Annotated in this window: 15 protein-coding genes; 6 read left to right on the top strand and 9 right to left on the bottom strand. The window is 75.0% G+C overall.

What is annotated here, in order from left to right:
- Positions 1–2: 2 nt before the first annotated feature.
- The 4 genes from GVV04_RS29270 to msrB form a co-directional block, all read right to left on the bottom strand.
- Complete coding sequence (locus GVV04_RS29270) at positions 3–1100, bottom strand: lytic polysaccharide monooxygenase auxiliary activity family 9 protein (protein WP_161692250.1); 1098 nt, start codon at positions 1098–1100, stop codon at positions 3–5.
- Between the two features lie 129 nt (positions 1101–1229).
- Positions 1230–1685 carry a GNAT family N-acetyltransferase gene (locus GVV04_RS29275; RefSeq protein WP_161692251.1) on the bottom strand — a complete coding sequence of 152 codons (456 nt, stop codon included), beginning with the start codon at positions 1683–1685 and terminating at the stop codon, positions 1230–1232.
- A 129-nt stretch (positions 1686–1814) separates the two neighbouring features.
- A complete protein-coding gene (locus GVV04_RS29280) occupies positions 1815–2075 on the bottom strand; it encodes a Prokaryotic metallothionein (RefSeq protein ID WP_161692252.1) in 261 nt (86 codons plus the stop codon).
- 224 nt (positions 2076–2299) lie between these two features.
- Positions 2300–2710 (bottom strand): peptide-methionine (R)-S-oxide reductase MsrB, encoded by a 411-nt coding sequence (msrB, locus tag GVV04_RS29285; protein WP_161692253.1) that lies wholly within the window; start codon positions 2708–2710, stop codon positions 2300–2302.
- Between the two features lie 47 nt (positions 2711–2757).
- On the opposite strand from msrB, the gene ligD reads away from it, so the two are divergent.
- Positions 2758–3786 (top strand): non-homologous end-joining DNA ligase, encoded by a 1029-nt coding sequence (gene ligD / locus GVV04_RS29290; protein ID WP_161692254.1) that lies wholly within the window; start codon positions 2758–2760, stop codon positions 3784–3786.
- A 77-nt stretch (positions 3787–3863) separates the two neighbouring features.
- Here the strand turns inward: ligD and GVV04_RS29295 are convergent, their stop codons facing one another.
- A complete protein-coding gene (locus GVV04_RS29295; RefSeq protein WP_201754356.1) occupies positions 3864–4160 on the bottom strand; it encodes a hypothetical protein in 297 nt (98 codons plus the stop codon).
- A gap of 166 nt (positions 4161–4326) precedes the next feature.
- Between GVV04_RS29295 and GVV04_RS29300 the strand changes: the two genes are divergently transcribed.
- The 4 genes from GVV04_RS29300 (at position 4327) to GVV04_RS29315 (ending at position 12079) form a co-directional block, all read left to right on the top strand.
- A complete protein-coding gene (locus GVV04_RS29300; protein WP_161692255.1) occupies positions 4327–7515 on the top strand; it encodes an ABC transporter permease in 3189 nt (1062 codons plus the stop codon).
- Between the two features lie 151 nt (positions 7516–7666).
- A complete protein-coding gene (locus GVV04_RS29305) occupies positions 7667–10366 on the top strand; it encodes an FtsX-like permease family protein (RefSeq protein WP_161692256.1) in 2700 nt (899 codons plus the stop codon).
- Position 10367: 1 nt separating this feature from the next.
- A complete protein-coding gene (locus tag GVV04_RS29310) occupies positions 10368–11360 on the top strand; it encodes an ABC transporter ATP-binding protein (RefSeq protein ID WP_161692257.1) in 993 nt (330 codons plus the stop codon).
- Positions 11357–12079, top strand: a complete 723-nt coding sequence (locus tag GVV04_RS29315) for an ABC transporter ATP-binding protein (protein ID WP_161692258.1) — start codon at positions 11357–11359, stop codon at positions 12077–12079. The genes GVV04_RS29310 and GVV04_RS29315 overlap by 4 nt, the downstream gene beginning before the upstream one ends.
- Positions 12080–12220: 141 nt before the next feature.
- Here the strand turns inward: GVV04_RS29315 and GVV04_RS29320 are convergent, their stop codons facing one another.
- The 4 genes from GVV04_RS29320 to GVV04_RS29335 form a co-directional block, all read right to left on the bottom strand.
- Complete coding sequence (locus GVV04_RS29320; protein WP_161692259.1) at positions 12221–12625, bottom strand: hypothetical protein; 405 nt, start codon at positions 12623–12625, stop codon at positions 12221–12223.
- An 86-nt stretch (positions 12626–12711) separates the two neighbouring features.
- Positions 12712–13164 carry a GNAT family N-acetyltransferase gene (locus tag GVV04_RS29325; protein WP_161692260.1) on the bottom strand — a complete coding sequence of 151 codons (453 nt, stop codon included), beginning with the start codon at positions 13162–13164 and terminating at the stop codon, positions 12712–12714.
- A 150-nt stretch (positions 13165–13314) separates the two neighbouring features.
- Positions 13315–14877: an alpha/beta hydrolase gene (locus tag GVV04_RS29330; RefSeq protein WP_407938856.1), complete on the bottom strand. Its 1563-nt coding sequence runs from the start codon at positions 14875–14877 to the stop codon at positions 13315–13317.
- A gap of 56 nt (positions 14878–14933) precedes the next feature.
- Positions 14934–16046 carry an ATP-dependent DNA ligase gene (locus tag GVV04_RS29335; protein WP_161692262.1) on the bottom strand — a complete coding sequence of 371 codons (1113 nt, stop codon included), beginning with the start codon at positions 16044–16046 and terminating at the stop codon, positions 14934–14936.
- 135 nt (positions 16047–16181) lie between these two features.
- On the opposite strand from GVV04_RS29335, the gene GVV04_RS29340 reads away from it, so the two are divergent.
- On the top strand, positions 16182–16400 hold the full coding sequence (locus GVV04_RS29340) for a hypothetical protein (RefSeq protein ID WP_161692263.1): 219 nt from the start codon (positions 16182–16184) through the stop codon (positions 16398–16400).
- The last annotated feature ends 110 nt before the right edge of the window (positions 16401–16510 follow it).

Consider the following 16510-nt stretch of genomic DNA (forward strand, 5'->3'; position numbering starts at 1 on the left):
GGTCAGGTGGTCGCCGTGCAGGTCGGCGTGGGCGCGGTGTTGGTGCCGGTCGAGGAGCCGAGGAAGCCGAAGGCGGTCTTCGCCCCGGCGGGAAGCGTCCCGTTGTACGCGACGTTGCGGGCGGTCACCGTGGGCCCGCTGCTGGTCACGGTGGCGTTCCACGACGAGCTGACCTGCTGGCCGTTGGCGTACGTCCAGGTCACCGTCCAGCTCTTGATCGCCGACGTGCCGGCGGTCACCTCGACCTCGCCCTGGAACCCGCCGGCCCAGGAGTTGGTGACGCGGTAGGTCGCCGTGCACCGACCCGTCGCCGGGGGCGTGGTGGGCGGGGGCGTCGTCGGGGTGGTCGTCGGCGGCGGCGTGGTGGGCGGGGTGGTGGTCGGCGGCGTGGTCGGGCCGCCACCGCCGAAGTCCACGTCGCTGCACAGGTAGTACGACTGGTCCAGGTGGCTGGCCTGCCAGATGGTGTAGACGATGTGCCGGCCGGTGCGGCCCGGCGCGTTCGCCGGCACCTGGATCGACACGCCCTGCGCCTCCGGCGTCCACTGCGACGCCGGGGTGTTGCCGATCTGGCCGGCCAGTTCCAGGTCACTCCAGGCCAGCGGCTTGGTGAGCGCGTTGAAGCCCTGCTTCGTCACGTACACCCGAATGTAGTCGGCGCCGTGGCTGGCCTGGTCGTAGAACTTGATCCGGAAGTTGTTGGTCACCGGTGCGGTCTTCCACGCGCCGACGGTGTCGAGCGCGTTGTACCGGCCGCTGGAGGAGCGGCCGGCGCTGCACAGTTGGCCGTCCGGGATGGCGGCCTGGTGGTTGCCGGCGACGCCCTCGCGGAACAGGCCGTTCCAGTTCCACATGGCGTTCGGGTCGGCCTGCCAGGCCTGCCAGCACATCGGGTCCAGGGTGGCCATGTTCGGGTTCTGGAAGTCGCTGCCCCAGCGCTGCCAGCAGCCGTAGTTGCGGGAAGCGGGGTCGACGACCGAGCCGTGGGCGGACACGGAGTTCGCCAGGGCGGTGGTGAGCAGCAGCGCGACGACCGCGCCGACGGCGAGCAGCCAGGCAGCCAGGCGCGGCGTGGAACGCCTGCGGACGGGGGTGGACATGGGGAGCCTCCGGGTGAGAGGTCGGACTGCGACGACGCCCGGACGGCGGGAGTTGCCCCTCCCGTGCCGGCTCGTGCTGATCCCGCAGCGGCTCCTGCCTGCGCAGATTTCCACACCAATTCGCCTATGTCAATGGATGGCGCTTTCCCGGCGCATCGGGGTGTGCGGGATGCCGTCCTCGACGTACTCGGGCCCGCTGACGGCGAAGCCGTGCCGGGCGTAGAAGCCGGTCAGGTGGGACTGCGCCTCCAGCACGCACGGCCGGTCGCCCACCACGGCCAGGGCCTCGGCCATCAGCCGCCCGGCGTACCCGCCGCGCCGGGCGTCCGAAGCCACCACCACGCGGCCGATCCGCGCCACGCCGTCGGGGTCGGCCAGAATTCGCAGGTACGCCAGGACGGCGCCGTCGCGGGCCAGCCAGAGATGCCGGGTGCCCGGCTCGACGTCCCGGCCGTCCAGTTCCGGGTACGGACACGCCTGCTCCACCACGAACACGTCGATGCGGAGTCGGAGCAGGTCGTGGAAGGTGCGGGCGTCCAGCTCGGCGAAGGAGGCGAGTCGGGCCTCGACGGTCTGCGGCGGCATCCGGCGATGGTAGGCGCCCGCGCCAGCCGGGGCGGGGTGGCCCCTCCCGGCGGCCGGTGTCCTCCGGTGTCAGTGAAGGCGGGCGGTCTCTGTCACCGGTCAGTGAACGCGGGCGGTCTCTGTCACCGGTCAGCGGGGGCGGGCGCCGACGGCGTCGCGGATCTCCGCGCCCCGGTCGCCCTCCTCCTGCCGGGCGCAGTGGGCGCAGCAGAAGAAGCGCCCCGAGACCTCGACCCCGTGGCCGACGATCTTGACCTGGCAGTGCTCGCAGATCGGTGCCAGCCGGTGCGCCGCGCATTCGAAGCAGTCGAAGGTGTGCACGTCGCCGCTGACCGTGCGCACCTCGAACGCCATCCAGTAGTCGTTGCCGCAGACCTCACACGTCGCCATGGCCGGACCCCCCGAGAAAAGGAACATCTGCCCCACAGCGTGCGGCAGCGGCCCGATCCGGATGGCCGGAACGGCCGAAGCCGACCGTCGCGGCGGCGTGTCGGGCCGGCGTGTCGGGCGTTGTGCCTGGTGGAAGCCTCGGAGCGAGCCCGCCGACCGGGTGGACGGGCAGGGCAGCCTGCTGCTGCTCTGACCCGTCCCGACCGGCCTGCGGCATCCGTGCCTCAGCCCCGCGCCGGCTCCAGCCGGACGGAGATCGAGTTCACGCAGTGCCGGGCGTCCTTCGGGGTGAACCCCTCGCCCCGGAAGACGTGGCCGAGGTGACTGTCGCAGCGCGCGCAGCGGATCTCCGTACGCCGCATGCCGTGGCTGTTGTCCTCGATCTCCCGCACCGCGCCCGGGATCGCGTCGTCGAAGCTCGGCCAGCCGCAGTGCGAGTCGAACTTCGTGTCACTGGGGTACAGCTGCGCCCCGCAGGCGCGGCAGTGGTAGACGCCGGGCGTCTTCGTGTCCACGTACTCGCCGGTCCATGCGGGCTCGGTGCCGGCCTCGCGCAGCACCCGGAACTCCTCCGGGCTCAGCCGGACCCGCCACTCGTCCTCGGTTCGGGGCAGTTCGTTCTCGTCAAGACTCACCCGACAACGGTACGTCGGGTGTCGGTGCCGTGGCATATGGTCTCGGGATGGGCGGCACCACGAAGGCAACGGCCACCGAGATCGAGGTGGCCGGCCACATGGTTCGACTGACCAGCCCGGACCGAGTGATCTTCCCGGAGCGGGGCTTCACCAAGGCGCATGTCTTCGGCTACTACGCCGCCGTGGGCGAGGGCATCCTGCGCGCCCTGCGGGACCGCCCGACCACGCTGCAACGCTTCCCCGACGGCATCGCCGGTGAGAGCTTCTTCCAGAAGCGGGTGCCCACCCGGGGCGTGCCGCCGTGGGTGCGCACCGCCCGGATCAGCTTCCCCAGCGGCCGGACGGCCGACGAGCTCTGCCCGGCCAACCTCGCCCATGTGGCCTGGGCCGCCCAGATGGGCACCGTCGTGTTCCACCCGTGGCCGGTGCGCGCCGACCACGTCGACCACCCCGACGAGCTGCGGATCGACCTCGACCCGCAGCCGGGCACCGACTTCGCCGACGCGGCGACGGCCGCCGCCGAGGTGCGGGCCCTGCTCGACGAGCTGGGCGCGACCGGCTGGCCGAAGACCTCCGGCGGCCGGGGCGTGCACGTCTACCTGCGGATTGCGCCCCGGTGGACGTTCACCGAGGTGCGGCGGGCCACCATCGCGCTGGCCCGGGAGCTGGAGCGCCGCCGCCCCGACCTGGTCACCACCGCCTGGTGGAAGGAACAGCGGGGCGAGCGGGTCTTCGTCGACTACAACCAGATGGCCCGGGACCGCACGATCGCCTGCGCGTACTCGCTGCGGGCCAACGCCCGGGCCACCGTGTCCACCCCGGTCACCTGGGACGAGCTGCCCGACGTGGACCCGGACGAGTTCCACCTGGGCAGCGTCCCGGCCCGACTGGCCGAGCGGGGCGACCCGCACGCCGGCATCGACGACGCCCCGTGGGACATCACCCCGCTGCTGGAGTGGGCCGACCGGGACGCCGCCGCGGGCCAGGGCGACATGCCGTACCCGCCGGACCACCCCAAGATGCCGGGCGAGCCGAAGCGGGTCCAGCCCTCAAAGGACCGTGACCGCCCGCGCTGACCGCCCGCGCTGAGCAGACGGGCCGCTCGCGTCGCCGGGCGGTCGCTCGGCGCTCGTGTCGCCCGGCCGTCGCCGGCTCAGCGGCGCGGGCCCATCATCGCCGCCACGGCCTCCGTGGCCGTCCGCAGGTCCACGCCCGTCGCAGCCCGGTACGCCCTGACCGCCTTGACCTTCTCGCCCCGGGCCAGGTGCTCGCGGACTCCGGGCGGCATCGGACACTCGTCCACCACCCCGAGGTGGTTCATCACCAGTTGCAGGCGCCGCTCGATCTCGGCCAGCCGTCGTGGCGTGTTCCGGTCCTGCCGCGGGGCGGCGAGCTGGGCGACCAGCAGCAGCACGACGACGATGGTCAGCACGGTGAGGATGATGTCCATGACCGCCATCCAAGCATGTCGACACCCCGACCGGCGGCCACGGACGGGGTGGGACGGGCCACCCGTCGCGTGGCCGCCATAACGGTCGGATAACGGGCGCGAACCTTTCCGGACCCGCAGCGAGTCATTGTGATCGTCGGCCCGCTGGGCCCAGGAAGGCGGCGCGATGGCGATGGTGTGGAGGCGGGCCCGGGCGGCCCGGGGGCTGCTGCTCGCCGCGGTGGTGGCGGCCCTGGTGGCGATCGCCCTCGTCACCGGGTTGGCCGACTACAACCGGCGGGCCGTCGACGCGGGGCAGCGGGCGGTGTTCGCCGCGTCCCCCGCGCAGGAGCGGAGCCTGCTGGTCAGTGGCTCCGGTGGCGCGGACCGGGCCGCCTACGCCGCCCGGGACCGGGCCGTCCGGGCCCGTTTCGTCGACGGGCTCGGCGGGGCGTCCGTGGCGGTGAGCGGGGCCCGCTACGGCACCGGACGCGAGCTGACCGGCGACCTCGGGGCGGCCCGGGTCGGCACCGATCCGGTCTTCGCCGAGCTGACCACCCTGGAGGACCTGACCGGCCACGCCGAACTGGTCGCCGGGCGGCAGCCCGAGCGCGGGGCCGAGCCGTTGCAGGCGCTGCTGCCCGAACGGGTCGCCGGCCTGCTCGGCCTGACCGTCGGCGAGCGGGTGCCGCTGCGGGACCGGGCCACCGAACGGACCAGCCAGGTGGAGGTGGTCGGGATCTTCCGGCCCCGGGAACCGGCCGGTTCGTACTGGCGGCTCGCGCCGGGCGCCGTCGCCGCCGGCTCCGCCACGTCGTACGGGCCGTTCCTGCTCGACCCGGCCGACTTCGACCGGACCTTCCCCGCCACCACGTCGGCATCCTGGCTGGTCGAACCCGACCTGGTCGCCGTCGAGCCGAGCCGGCTGGGGGCCGTGAAGCGGGCCGTCGCCACCGAGGTCGCGGAGCTGCCCGAGGCGACCGGGCTCGGCTCGTCCGCCCGGAGCGTCACCACGATGGACCGGCTGATCGACCGGCTCAGTCGCGCCGACCTGGTGGGCCGTTCCTCGCTGCTCACCCCGCTGCTGCTCATCCTGGTTCTCGGCGGCTACGCGCTGGTGCTGGTGGCCGCCCTGCTCAACGAGGATCGTCGCGCGCAGACGGCGCTGCTACGCGCCCGGGGCGCGGCCCGGCGACAGATCGCCGGTCTGGCCGCCCGGGAGGCGGCCCTGGTGGTCCTCCCGGCCGCGCTGCTCGGGCCGCCGCTCGCCGCCGAGGCCCTGCGCCACGTCGGCCGGGACCAGACGTGGTCCGACCCGTCGGTTGCGGGCAGCACGCTCACCTGGGCGGTCGCCGCCGCCACTGCCGCCGGTTGCCTGGTGGCCATGGTGCTGCCGGCGATGCGCCGGGCCGGCACGTACGTCGCCGACCTGGCGGCCCGGTCCCGGCCGAGCCGGGCCGCCACGGCCCAGCGGGCCAGCGCCGACCTGGCCCTGGTCGGCCTGGCCGTGCTCGCCTGGGTCCAGCTGCGGCAGTACTCCTCCCCGCTGGCCGGCGCGGGCGGTCGGCTCGGCATCGACCCGCTGCTGGTGGCGGCGCCGACGCTGGGCGTGCTGGCCGGTGCCGTGCTCGCGTTGCGCCTGCTACCGCCGGCCACCCGGTTCGCCGAGCGGTTCGTGGACGCCCGCCCCTGGACCGCCACGATGCTGGGCATGTGGCAGGCCGGCCGGCGTCCGCACGCCGGCCCGGTGCTGCTCCTCGCGCTCGCCGTGGGCGGCAGCACCCTGGCCTGGTCGCTGGTCACCACCGGGGAACGGTCGCACGTCGACCAGGCCGACCACAGCGTCGGCGCCGACCTGCGGCTGGTCGAGCGCTCCGGGGCCGCACCGGCCGATCGGGCGGGCCGGCTGGTCGGGGCACCCGGCGTCGACCGGGCGCTGCCCGCCTGGCGCGACGACATCCGGGTGGGGCGCGAGGACCTGCCGGTCAGCGTGCTGAGCATCGACGCGGCGGCGGCGCCGGGCGTGGTCCGGCTCAACGACCGGCTCCTCGACGAGCCGGGCCGGGCACTGTTCGACCGTCAGGTACGCGGCCGGGTCGCGCCCACCGGCGTCGAGCTGCCCGCCGGCACCCGACGGCTCACCGGCACCGTCCGTACCCCGGTCACCGGCGCCCTGCGCCCGCACCGGGTCGCGGTGTCCGTGCTGCTCACCACCGCCGACGGCACCGCCTGGACGCTGCCGCTGGCCACCGGGGGCAGCGACGGTCGGCCGGTCCCGGCGGCGGTGGAGCTGCCCGACACCGGTGGCCGGGCCTACCGGCTGGCCGGCTTCGAGGCCACCGGCGGCCCGCTGTCGGGCTCCAACTACGGGCTGGAGGTGACCGGGCTGCGCGCGGTGGATGCCGCCGGGACGACGAGCCCGGTGCGGCTCACCGGCGACTGGGTGACCCTGGTGGACGAGCCGAAGCAGGCGGAGCCCGTCCGGCTCGACGACGACGGCGGGCTGCGCACCGGCCGGTGGGGCGCGATCATCGAGGGCGGCCGGTTCGCGTCGCAGCCGTCCAGCCGCTTCGCCGTCGTGCCGGCCGGGGACAATCCGCCGGTGCCGGCGTTGATCACCCCGCAGGTGGCCCGGGCGCTGAGCGTCGGCCGGGGCGACACGATGCAGGTCAGCCTCTCCGGGGCCACCCTGTCGGTCCAGGTGGTGGGCGAGGTCGAGGCGGTGCCGGCCACCGGATCGGCCGCCGGCATGCTGCTGGACCTGCCCGCCGCGGTCGACTGGCTGATCCGCGCCAAGGGGGCGGTCCGGCCGGTCTCGGAGTGGTGGGTGCGCACCGACCCCGGCGGGTATCCGGAGGCGGCACGGGCGGTCGCCGACCTGCCCGGGGTCACCGTGCTGGACCGGCGGGCGACGGCGGCGGAGGCCGACCGCGACCCGTACTGGCTCGGCACCCGCACCGGCCTGCTCGCGGCGGCGCTGGGCTCCCTCCTGCTCGCCCTGGTCGGGCTGGGCGTGGACGTCTGGGCCACCGCGCGTCGGCGGATCGGGGAGCTGACCGTCCTGCACACGCTGGGCGCCACGCCACGGCTGCTGGCCCGCGCCCTGCTCGCCGAACAGGCCTTCCTGGCCGGGATCGGCGTCGCCGTCGGGCTGCTGGTCGGCGCCGGGGTGAGCGCCACCATGGCCCCGCTCGTGGTGCTCACCCGGGCGGCGGACCGACCGGTGCCGGAGGCGGCCTTCGCGCTGCCCTGGCTGCCGGTCGTCGGCACCGCCCTCGGCCTGCTGTTGGCGGCGCTCGCGTTCAGCACGGCGATCGCCACGGGCATCCGCCAGCGGCTGGCGGCGGCGCAACTGCGGCTCGGCGGTGACCAGTGAGGAGCGTCGGCAGGATCGCCGGCCGGCGGGGATCAGTCAACGGCGTCGGCGCGGTCGCGGTCCGGCGCGGGCCGGTGGGCCGCGGCGGCGCGGCCACGGATCGGGGGAGAGCAGTGAGTGCAGTGACCGTGCGTCCCGGGGCGGGCAGCCGATGATCGGGGCCGCCCGCCGGGTGCGGGCCTTCGGCGGGCAGTTCCTGCTGCTGGGCGTGCTGGCCCTGGTGGCCGTGCTGCTGGTCACCGGGATTCCCCGCGTCGCCGACCGACTCGTGCAGCAGGGCCTTCGGGAGTACGTGGCCGGCCGCCCGGCCGCCGAGCGGGACCTGACCCGGAGCACCGAGGAGGTGCCGGTCGAGGAGGGCCAGGGGTCGATCAGCGCGACGCGGGGCCGCGACCTCGACGCGTTCGAGGCTGCCATGCCGCCCCCGGTCCGGGCCGCCGTCCAGAGCCGCTGGTACGTCGCGGAGACCGCGTTCGGCGGGCTGACCGGGCCGGACCTGGCGGCGAAGAATCTCTTCGTCAAATCCCGGCTGCGCGTGATGCCCGGCGTCGCGGAGGCGGCCACCCTGGTCGAGGGACGCTGGCCGGCCGAGGCGACCGGGCCGGGCCGGCCGGTCGAGGTCGCGCTGGGCGCCGACACGGCGCGGAAGGTGAACCTGCGGGCCGGCAGCCGCCTGGGCTGGGCTGAGAACAAGGGGGACGCACCGCTGTCGCTGCTCGTGGTCGGGGTCTTCGAGCCGACCCGACCGGCGGACGGGATCTGGGACACGCTGCCGCCGGTCCTGCGGGTGACCGAACCGGCCGGCGACGGGCAGCCGTACGAGATTGTGGTGGTGACCGGCGGCGCCGGCCTGGACGCGGTGGCCGCCACCGGCGGGCCGGTCCGGTTCTCCTGGCGGTACCGGCTGGGCGGCGACGGCATGGACGTCGCCGACGTGCGCGGCGTCATCGACGGCGTGCGGCGGCTGGTCCGCGACTCCCCGCCAGGGCTGAGCGTCACCCAGGCGATGGACGTCCCGTTGCAGCAGTTCCTCGACGCCGTCTCCGCCGCGCGGACGCTGCTCGCGGTGATCTCCGCGGGGGTGCTCGCCACGCTGGCCGGGTTGATCGGGCTCGCCGCCCGGCTCGCGGCCCGCCGCCGGGAGACCGAGTTCGCCCTGCTGGTCGCCCGGGGCGGCGCACCGGCCGGTGGCGCGCTGCGCAGCCTCGCCGAGTCGCTGCTGGTCGTCCCGCCGGCCGCGGCGATGGGCTGGCTGCTCGGCCGGCTGCTGCCCGGCTCCGGCGGCGGGGCGGTCTGGGTGGCCCTGGTCACGGCAGCCCTGGCCACCCTGGCCCTGCCGCTGGCCACGCTGGCCGTCTCGGCGGTCTCGGCAGCCCCGGGCGGCCGGCGCGACCTGGTGACCGCCCGCCCGGGTGGCCGCCGGCTGACCGTGGAACTGCTGGTCGTGGTGCTGGCCGTGCTGGCCGTCGTGCTGCTGCGGCGCCGGGGCCTGACCCCGGGGTCGGTCGATCCGCTGCTGATCTCCGTGCCGGTGCTGCTGGCCGTCGCGGCGGCGGTGCTCACGCTGCGGATCTATCCCTGGCCGCTGCGGCTGCTGAGCCGGGTCGCCGCCCGGTTGCGGGGCAGCGTGACGTTCCTCGGCGCCGCCCGGGCGAGCCGGTCGGCCGCCACCGCGCCGGTGGTCGTCGTGGTGGTGGCGATCGCCACGGCGGCGTTCTGCGCCGTCGTGGCCACCGGCATCGAGGCCGGTCGGGACCGGACGGCGACGCTGGCCGTGCCGGCGTCCGCGCTGGTCGACGGCGAGCGGCTCGCCCCCGACACCGGTGCCGCGCTCCGGGCCCTGCCCGGCGTCCGGCAAGCCACCCCGGTCGTGCGGGACACCGCGCTGCGGATCGCCCAGCCGCGCGGCGCCGACGCGGGGCTCGCCGCCGTCACCGTGCTGCTGGTCGACGGGCCCGGGCTCGCCGAGGCGGCCCGGGACGCCGGGCTGGCGGTGTCGGTGCCCCCGCAACTTCGGGGCGGCCCAGCCCAGGGGCCGGCACCCGCGCTGGTCTCCCCGGCGCTCGCCGCCGACCTGGCCCGCAAGGGTCTAGACGGCTCGGCCCTGGTGTCCGTGCAGGGACGCGGCTACCTGTTCCGGGTGGCCGGCACGGCGGACGGCTTCCCGCTCGTCCCGTCCGCCACCGACCGGTTCGTGGTGCTGCCCTGGCAGGCGCTGCCCGGCGCGGACCCGACCGGCCCGGTGCCGACGGCCTTCCTGGTCTCCGGCGACGGGTTCGACGTGGAGGCGCTGCGGCAGGCGGGCGACGAGGGGCAGCGTCGCTACCAGACCGGCGGCACCGTCGTCGCGGGGGAGCGACCGCGCGGCGCCGAGGTGACCACCTGGCGGGGCGCCCGCGACTCCCTCGGCGAGGGCGGCGCGAACGGACTGCTGTTCTTCGGTTTCGCCGCCGGGGCGGGCGGCGGGGCCGTCCTCGGCCTGCTGGCGATCGCCTTCGCGGTGCTCGCCGGGGCGCGGGCCCGGGGGCAGGTGCTGTCCCGGCTGCGCACCCTCGGCCTGTCCCGCCGCCAGTGGCGCGCGTTGCTGCTGGTCGAGCTGACGCCGCTGGTCGCCGCCGCGCTGCTCACCGGCGCGGTGACGGGCGCGCTGCTGCCCCTGCTGCTCACCCCGGTGCTCGGGCTGGCCGCGTTCACCGGGGGCACACCGGTCCGGGTCGCGTTCTCACCCGGGCTGGTCGCCGCCGTGCTAGTGGTCGGCGCGGTGGCGCTGGCCCTCGCGGTGACCGTGGAGACGCTGAACAACCGCCGGCTGCGCCTCGGTGAGGTGCTGCGGCTCGGAGAGGAGAGCTGAGATGACAGCCACCGTGGAGGCGTCCGCCGTACCGGACCTGGCCGCCCTGCAGCAGCGGGCCGCGCAACGCGCGGCCGAGCGGGCCGGCGGACAGGACCGGCTGCGCGGGCACATCGTCTGCGACGGCCTGGTGCGGATCTTCAAGTCCGACGGCATCGAGGTGGTCGCGTTGCAGGGCCTCGACCTGGTCATCGACCGGGGCGAGCTGGTCGCGATCGTCGGGGCGTCCGGGTCGGGCAAGTCGACCCTGTTGAACATCCTGTCCGGGCTGGACACCCCGACCGCCGGCATCGCCCGGGTCGCCGAGTACGACCTGCTCGCCCTCTCCGCGCGCCGCAGGCTCAGCTACCGGCGGGAGATGGCCGGCTTCGTCTGGCAGCAGACCGGGCGCAACCTGCTGCCCTACCTGACCGCCTTGGAGAACGTCGAGCTGCCGATGAAGCTGGCCGGGCGGCGCGGGCGGCGGGTCCGCCGGGACCGGGCCCGGGAGCTGCTCGACACGGTCGGCGTGGGCCACCTCGCCGACCGGCGGCCGGGGCAGCTCAGCGGCGGGGAGCAGCAGCGCTGCGCGATCGCGGTGGCGGTGGCCAACGACCCGGAGGTGCTCTTCGCCGACGAGCCGACCGGCGAGCTGGACGAGGCCACCGGCGCCGAGGTCTTCGCCGCGCTGCGGCAGATCAACGCGGAGCTGGGGGTGACGGTGGTGGTGGTGACCCACGACCACGCCGTGGCCACCCAGGTCCGCCGGACCGTCGCGATCCGCGACGGCCGGACCTCCTCCGAGGTACGCCGCACCGCCCGGATCGGCGCGGACGGCGCCACCGAGCTGGTCAGCGAGGAGTACGCGGTGCTCGACCGCGCCGGCCGGATGCAGCTTCCGGCGTCCTTCGTGGACACGCTGGCCCTGCGCGACCGGGTACGACTCAGCCTGGAACCCGACCACATCGAGGTGCGGCCGGGCGACCGGGCCGACGCCGAACGGAGTGACGCATGACCGAGCAGCCGTTTTCACGTCCGACGGCCACCGTCACCACCATCGAGGAGGTGGTGCGGGTGACCGGTTTGAGCCGTACTTTCGGCCGGGGCGAGCGTGCCGTGCACGCCGTCCGGGACGTCTCGTTCACCGCCGGCAAGGGCGAGCTGGTCGCCGTGCAGGGGCGGTCGGGTGCCGGCAAGACCACCCTGCTGAACCTGGTCGGCGGCCTGGACCGGCCGGACTCCGGGCAGGTCCGGGTGGCCGGGCACGACCTCGGCGCGGCCGGCGAGCGGGAGTTGCTGCGGCTGCGCCGGGGCACCATCGGCTTCGTCTTCCAGACCTTCGGGCTGATTCCGATCCTCTCCGCCGCCGAGAACGTCGGGGTGCCGCTGCGGCTGGCGAAGGTGCCCGCCGCCGAGCGGGAGGAGCGGGTGTCGGTGCTGCTGGAGCTGGTCGGGTTGGGCGGGCACGCCGCGCAGCGCCCGTACGAGCTCTCCGGCGGGCAGCAGCAGCGGGTGGCGCTGGCCCGGGCCCTGGCCAACGAGCCGGACCTGCTGATCGCCGACGAGCCCACCGGCCAGCTCGACTCGGAGACCGGCCGGTCGATCATGGATCTGCTCCGGGCGGTGGTGCACGCGCGCGGGATGACCGCGCTGGTCGCCACGCACGACCCGGCCCTCATCGAGCTGGCCGACCGCACCCTGACCCTCCGCGACGGCCACCTCCTCCCCACCTGACCCAACTCCACCCCCCGGCCCTCACCCTCACCCTCGCCCTCGCCCTCGCCCTCACGATCTTGCGCTTGCGGCCCTCAGGATGGGTGTTTCGCCCCATGTGTCGGGGCCGCAAGTGCAAGATCGCGGCGGGAGGGGGCGGGGTCAGTGGGCAGTGGGGCTGGGCGGGAGCGAGCCGGTCAGCGGGACCAGCAGGCAGCCGAGCAGGGCGAGGAACAGCCCCGCACCGGGACCGGAGGACACCACGCCGTGCTCCGGGGCGTACGGGTCGGTGGCCGTGAGGAGCCAGCCCACCCCCGTGAGGCTGCCGCAGCTCAGCGCGTTGCCGAGCAGGAACCCCCGGCTGGCCTGCCGCCAGGCGGACCGCGCGGGGAGAGCCAGCGACGCCACCGAGGCGAGGCCGCCGCCCAGCGCCAGGGGCAGCACGACGAACGACAGCTCGAAGCCGAGTCGCAGCGTCACCTGGTCCGGGTGGACCGTGCGCCAGAAGGGCAGCACCATCGCGGCGCCCACCGCGCCCCAGCCCCCGAGGAGCAGGACCCCGCCCACAGGGCGGTAGTCGAGGCTGGCCGGAGACGCATGAAGGTCAATGTATCGGGTGGGGCGTCCGGTCGCGGTCCGCCGACGGTGGACCGTCAGAGGGCGAGCTTCATGCCCTCGTGGCTGGCGACGAAGCCGAGGTTGCGGTAGAAGCGGTGGGCGTCCGCGCGGGTCTTGTCCGTGGTGAGCTGCACCAGCGCACAGCCGCGCCGCTCGGCCTGGTCGATCGCCCAGCGCATCATCTCCCGCCCCAGCCCCTGTCCGCGGCGGTCCGCGCGCACCCGCACCGCCTCGATGAGCGATCGCTCGGCCCCGTGCCGGCCGAGCCCGGGGATGTAGGTGATCTGCATGCAGCCCACCAGTGCTCCGTCGTCGTCGGCCACCACGAGGTGGTTGCGGGGGTCGGCGGAGATGTCCGCGAACGCGCTCTCGTACGCCTCGTCGACCTCGGTGAAGTCGCGGGCCTTGCCCAGCACGTCGTCGGCCAGCAGGGCGATGATGGCCGGCAGGTCGGCCCGGACCGCCTCCCGGAAGATCACGGTATGCATGTCGTCAGCCTGGCACAGCGACCCGGGGCGATGCCCCGGCGGCCTGGTTGCCGGCAGGGGCAGCATGAGGAAAGCCGACGTGCGATGGATGCGGGCGCTGCTGAAGGAGCGACAGGATGACCTTGCCGTAGTCGGACTGCTTGCGAGCCGTCAGCGGGCCGGGCAGCGCAGCCCCTCCCGGGGCACCGTCAGCGAGATCAGGTACGCGTCCACCGCATCGGTCACGCAGCTCGTCTGCGGGTACGCCGTGTGCCCCTCGCCCTCCCAGGTCAGCACCCGGCCCACGCCCAGCATCGAGGCCAGCTTCGGGGTCTGCTCGTACGGCGTCGCCGGGTCGCCGGTCGTGCCCACCACCACGATGGGCGGCGCGCCGACGGCCTTGCCGGTCGGGTACGGGTCCCGCCCACCCGGCCACTCGACGCAGCCGAGCATGCCCACGGCCAACGCCGGGCCGAACAGCGGGTACTTCTCCCGCCACTGCGACTGGAGCTCACGGACCCGCTGCAGGGTCGGCTTCTCCGACTCGTCGGTGCAGTTGACCGCGAGGTTGGCGTCGAACAGGTTCGAGTAGCGCCCGTCGTCCTCCCGCCCCGCGTACGCGTCGGCCAGCTGGAACACCTCGGTCGGGTCGCCGCCGTCGAGCCGGTCGATCGCCTGGGCCAACTCCTGCCAGCCCGACTCGGTGTAGAGCGAGGAGATGACCGCGTAGAAGACCCAGCCCGCGGTGGCCTCCCGGCCGTCCGCCGCCTTAACCGGGGAGGCCTTGGCCTTGTCGATCGCCGAGGTCACCGCGGCCCGGGCGTCCGGGGCGAGAGGGCAGCGCCCGGTGTTGGCCGTGCACCACCGGGTGAAGTTGTCGAACGCTCGCTCGAAGCCCTTCGCCTGGCTCTCCGAGCCGGCCACCAGATCCTGCGTCGGGTCCACCGCCCCGTCGAGCACCAGGGCCCGGACCCGGGACGGGTAGAGCTGGGCGTACGTCGCCCCGAGCAGGGTGCCGTAGGAGTAGCCGAGGTAGGTCAGCTTGTCGTCGCCGACCGCCGCGCGCACCGCGTCCATGTCCCGGGCGGCCTGCTCGGTGCCGTAGAGCGGGAGCTGGTCGCCGTACTTGTCGCCACAGCCGCGCCCGATCCGCTGGTTCAGCGCGACGAACCCGTCGAAGGACGCCTGGGACTCCGGGTCCGGGTCGTAGCCGAAGCTGGCGTCCAGGTCGGCGTCGGGGATGCACTTCACCGGGCTGGACCGGGCCACCCCACGCGGGTCGAACCCGACGATGTCGAACCGCTCGGTGACCGACGGGGGCAGCCCCCCGAACGCCGAGCCGAAGGAGAGGTAGACGGCCGTGTCCACTCCGGAGCCACCGGGGCCGCCCGGGTTGATCACGAGCGAGCCGATCCGGTCCCGCTGCTTCGTGGACCGGGCCCGCAGCAGGGCGATCTCGAAGGTCTCCCCGGTGCCCGGGCCGGCCGTGGCGCCGGTGCCGGAGCCCCAGTTGCGCGGCACGGCGATCCGCGTGCACTCGTACCGCATGTCGGGTGCGCCCCGGCCCACCAACTCGTCGGCCACCTCCGGGCAGGCCCGCCAGGTCGGCGCGACACCCGTCGGCGCGGCCTCGCCCTCGGTCTCGGTGCGCGGTGCGAACGCCGGCATCGTGCAGCCGGCGGCGACCACCGCCGCCGAGACGAGCCCGGCGAGGGTCAGCCGGACTCGGCGGATCCGGTCGGGAAAGCGGGTCACCGGCGCGCCTCTCGTGGTCGGGTCGACGGCTCAGGCTACGCCCGGCCCGGGACGGCCTCGGCGGTTGCCGCCGGATCGCCGCGCAGGACCTGGTCCACGTCGTACCTGATCGGGCGGTCGAGCTGGTCGTAGCCGCAGGACCGGGGGTCGCGGTCGGGCCGCCAGCGGACGAACCGGGCGGTGTGCCGGAGCCGGTCACCCTCCATCGCGTCGTAGCCCACCTCGGCCACCAGCTCCGGGCGCAGCGGCTCCCACTCCAGGTTCTTCGCCCCCGTCCACCGGCTCACCCCGCCGGGGATGCGCTGGCCGCGCTCGTGGTCGCCATGCGCCCAGGGGTGCTCGTCGCCGACCTCCCGGTAGGGGGCCAGCTCGTCCAGCAGCTCCGCGCGACGGGCCGCCGTGAACGAGGAGCTGACCCCGATGTGGTGCAGGACGCCGGCCTCGTCGTAGAGGCCGAGCAGCAGCGAGCCGACCACCGGCCCGGTCTTGTGCCAGCGGAATCCGGCCACCACCACGTCGGCCGTGCGGGCGTGCTTGACCTTGAACATCAACCGCTTGCCCGGCTCGTACGGCAGGTCGGCCGGCTTGACGATGAGCCCGTCGAGCCCCGCGCCCTCGAACACGTCGAACCAGCGGCGGGCCGTCTCCGGATCTGTGGTGACCTGGGTGACGTGCACCGGCGGGCGGACCCCGGCCAGGGCCTGCTCCAGCCGGGCCCGGCGCTGCGGATACGGCTGGTCGGTCAGCAGCTCGTCGTCGAGGGCGAGCAGGTCGAAGGCGACGAAGTCGGCCGGGGTGGTCTCGGCCAGCAGCCTCACCCGGGACGCGGCGGGGTGGATGCGCTGGGCGAGCAGCTCGAAGTCGAGCCGGGGCTGGCCGTCCGGGCCGTCGCGCCGGATCACGATCAGCTCGCCGTCGACGGCGCAGCGCTCGGGGAGCTGCCGCAGCGCCTGCTCGACCACCTCGGGGAAGTAGCGGGTCATCGTCTTGCCGCCCCGGCTGGCCAGCTCCACCTCGTCGCCGTCGCGGAACACGATGCAGCGGAAGCCGTCCCACTTCGGCTCGTACGTCGTGCCGGGGTCGGTGGGCAGCCGCGACACGGCCTTGGCCAGCATCGGTTCGACCGGCGGGTTGATCGGCAGGTCCACGGCGACAGTCAACCAGACGCCACCGACAGTCGTGAGGCGGATCACCGGGGGTGAGGGGGTGGCCTGTCCCGGCCCGTCCCGATCGTGCCCCGGGGACCGGATGGTGTTTTCGCAGCTCGGAGCTAGTTTCGCCGGATGCGGGAGTGGATCTGCGGGTGCTGCGGACGCTGGCGGGTCAGCGTCGAGCTGATCCACGGCCGGTACCGCTACCGCCTGGTGCGCCGCTACCCGGCCCGGTTCGGCGGCGGCAAGGACGTGCTCGGCGAGGTCGGCACGGTCGTCGAGCTGGACGACCTGCTGCGCCGCCATACCCCGCTCACCCTCGCCGACCTGCACGAGACCGAGGCGGCCTGACCCGCCCCACGCCGCTCCCCACCGGGCTCCGCTCCGTTGCGCCGCGCGGCCCTGCCGGGTTGCCCCACGCCGTCCTGGGTGCACCGGCTCGCCGTCGTGCCGGCGACGCA

The sequence above is a fragment of the Micromonospora rubida genome, from assembly GCF_009908295.1.
Classification (GTDB): domain Bacteria; phylum Actinomycetota; class Actinomycetes; order Mycobacteriales; family Micromonosporaceae; genus Micromonospora; species Micromonospora rubida.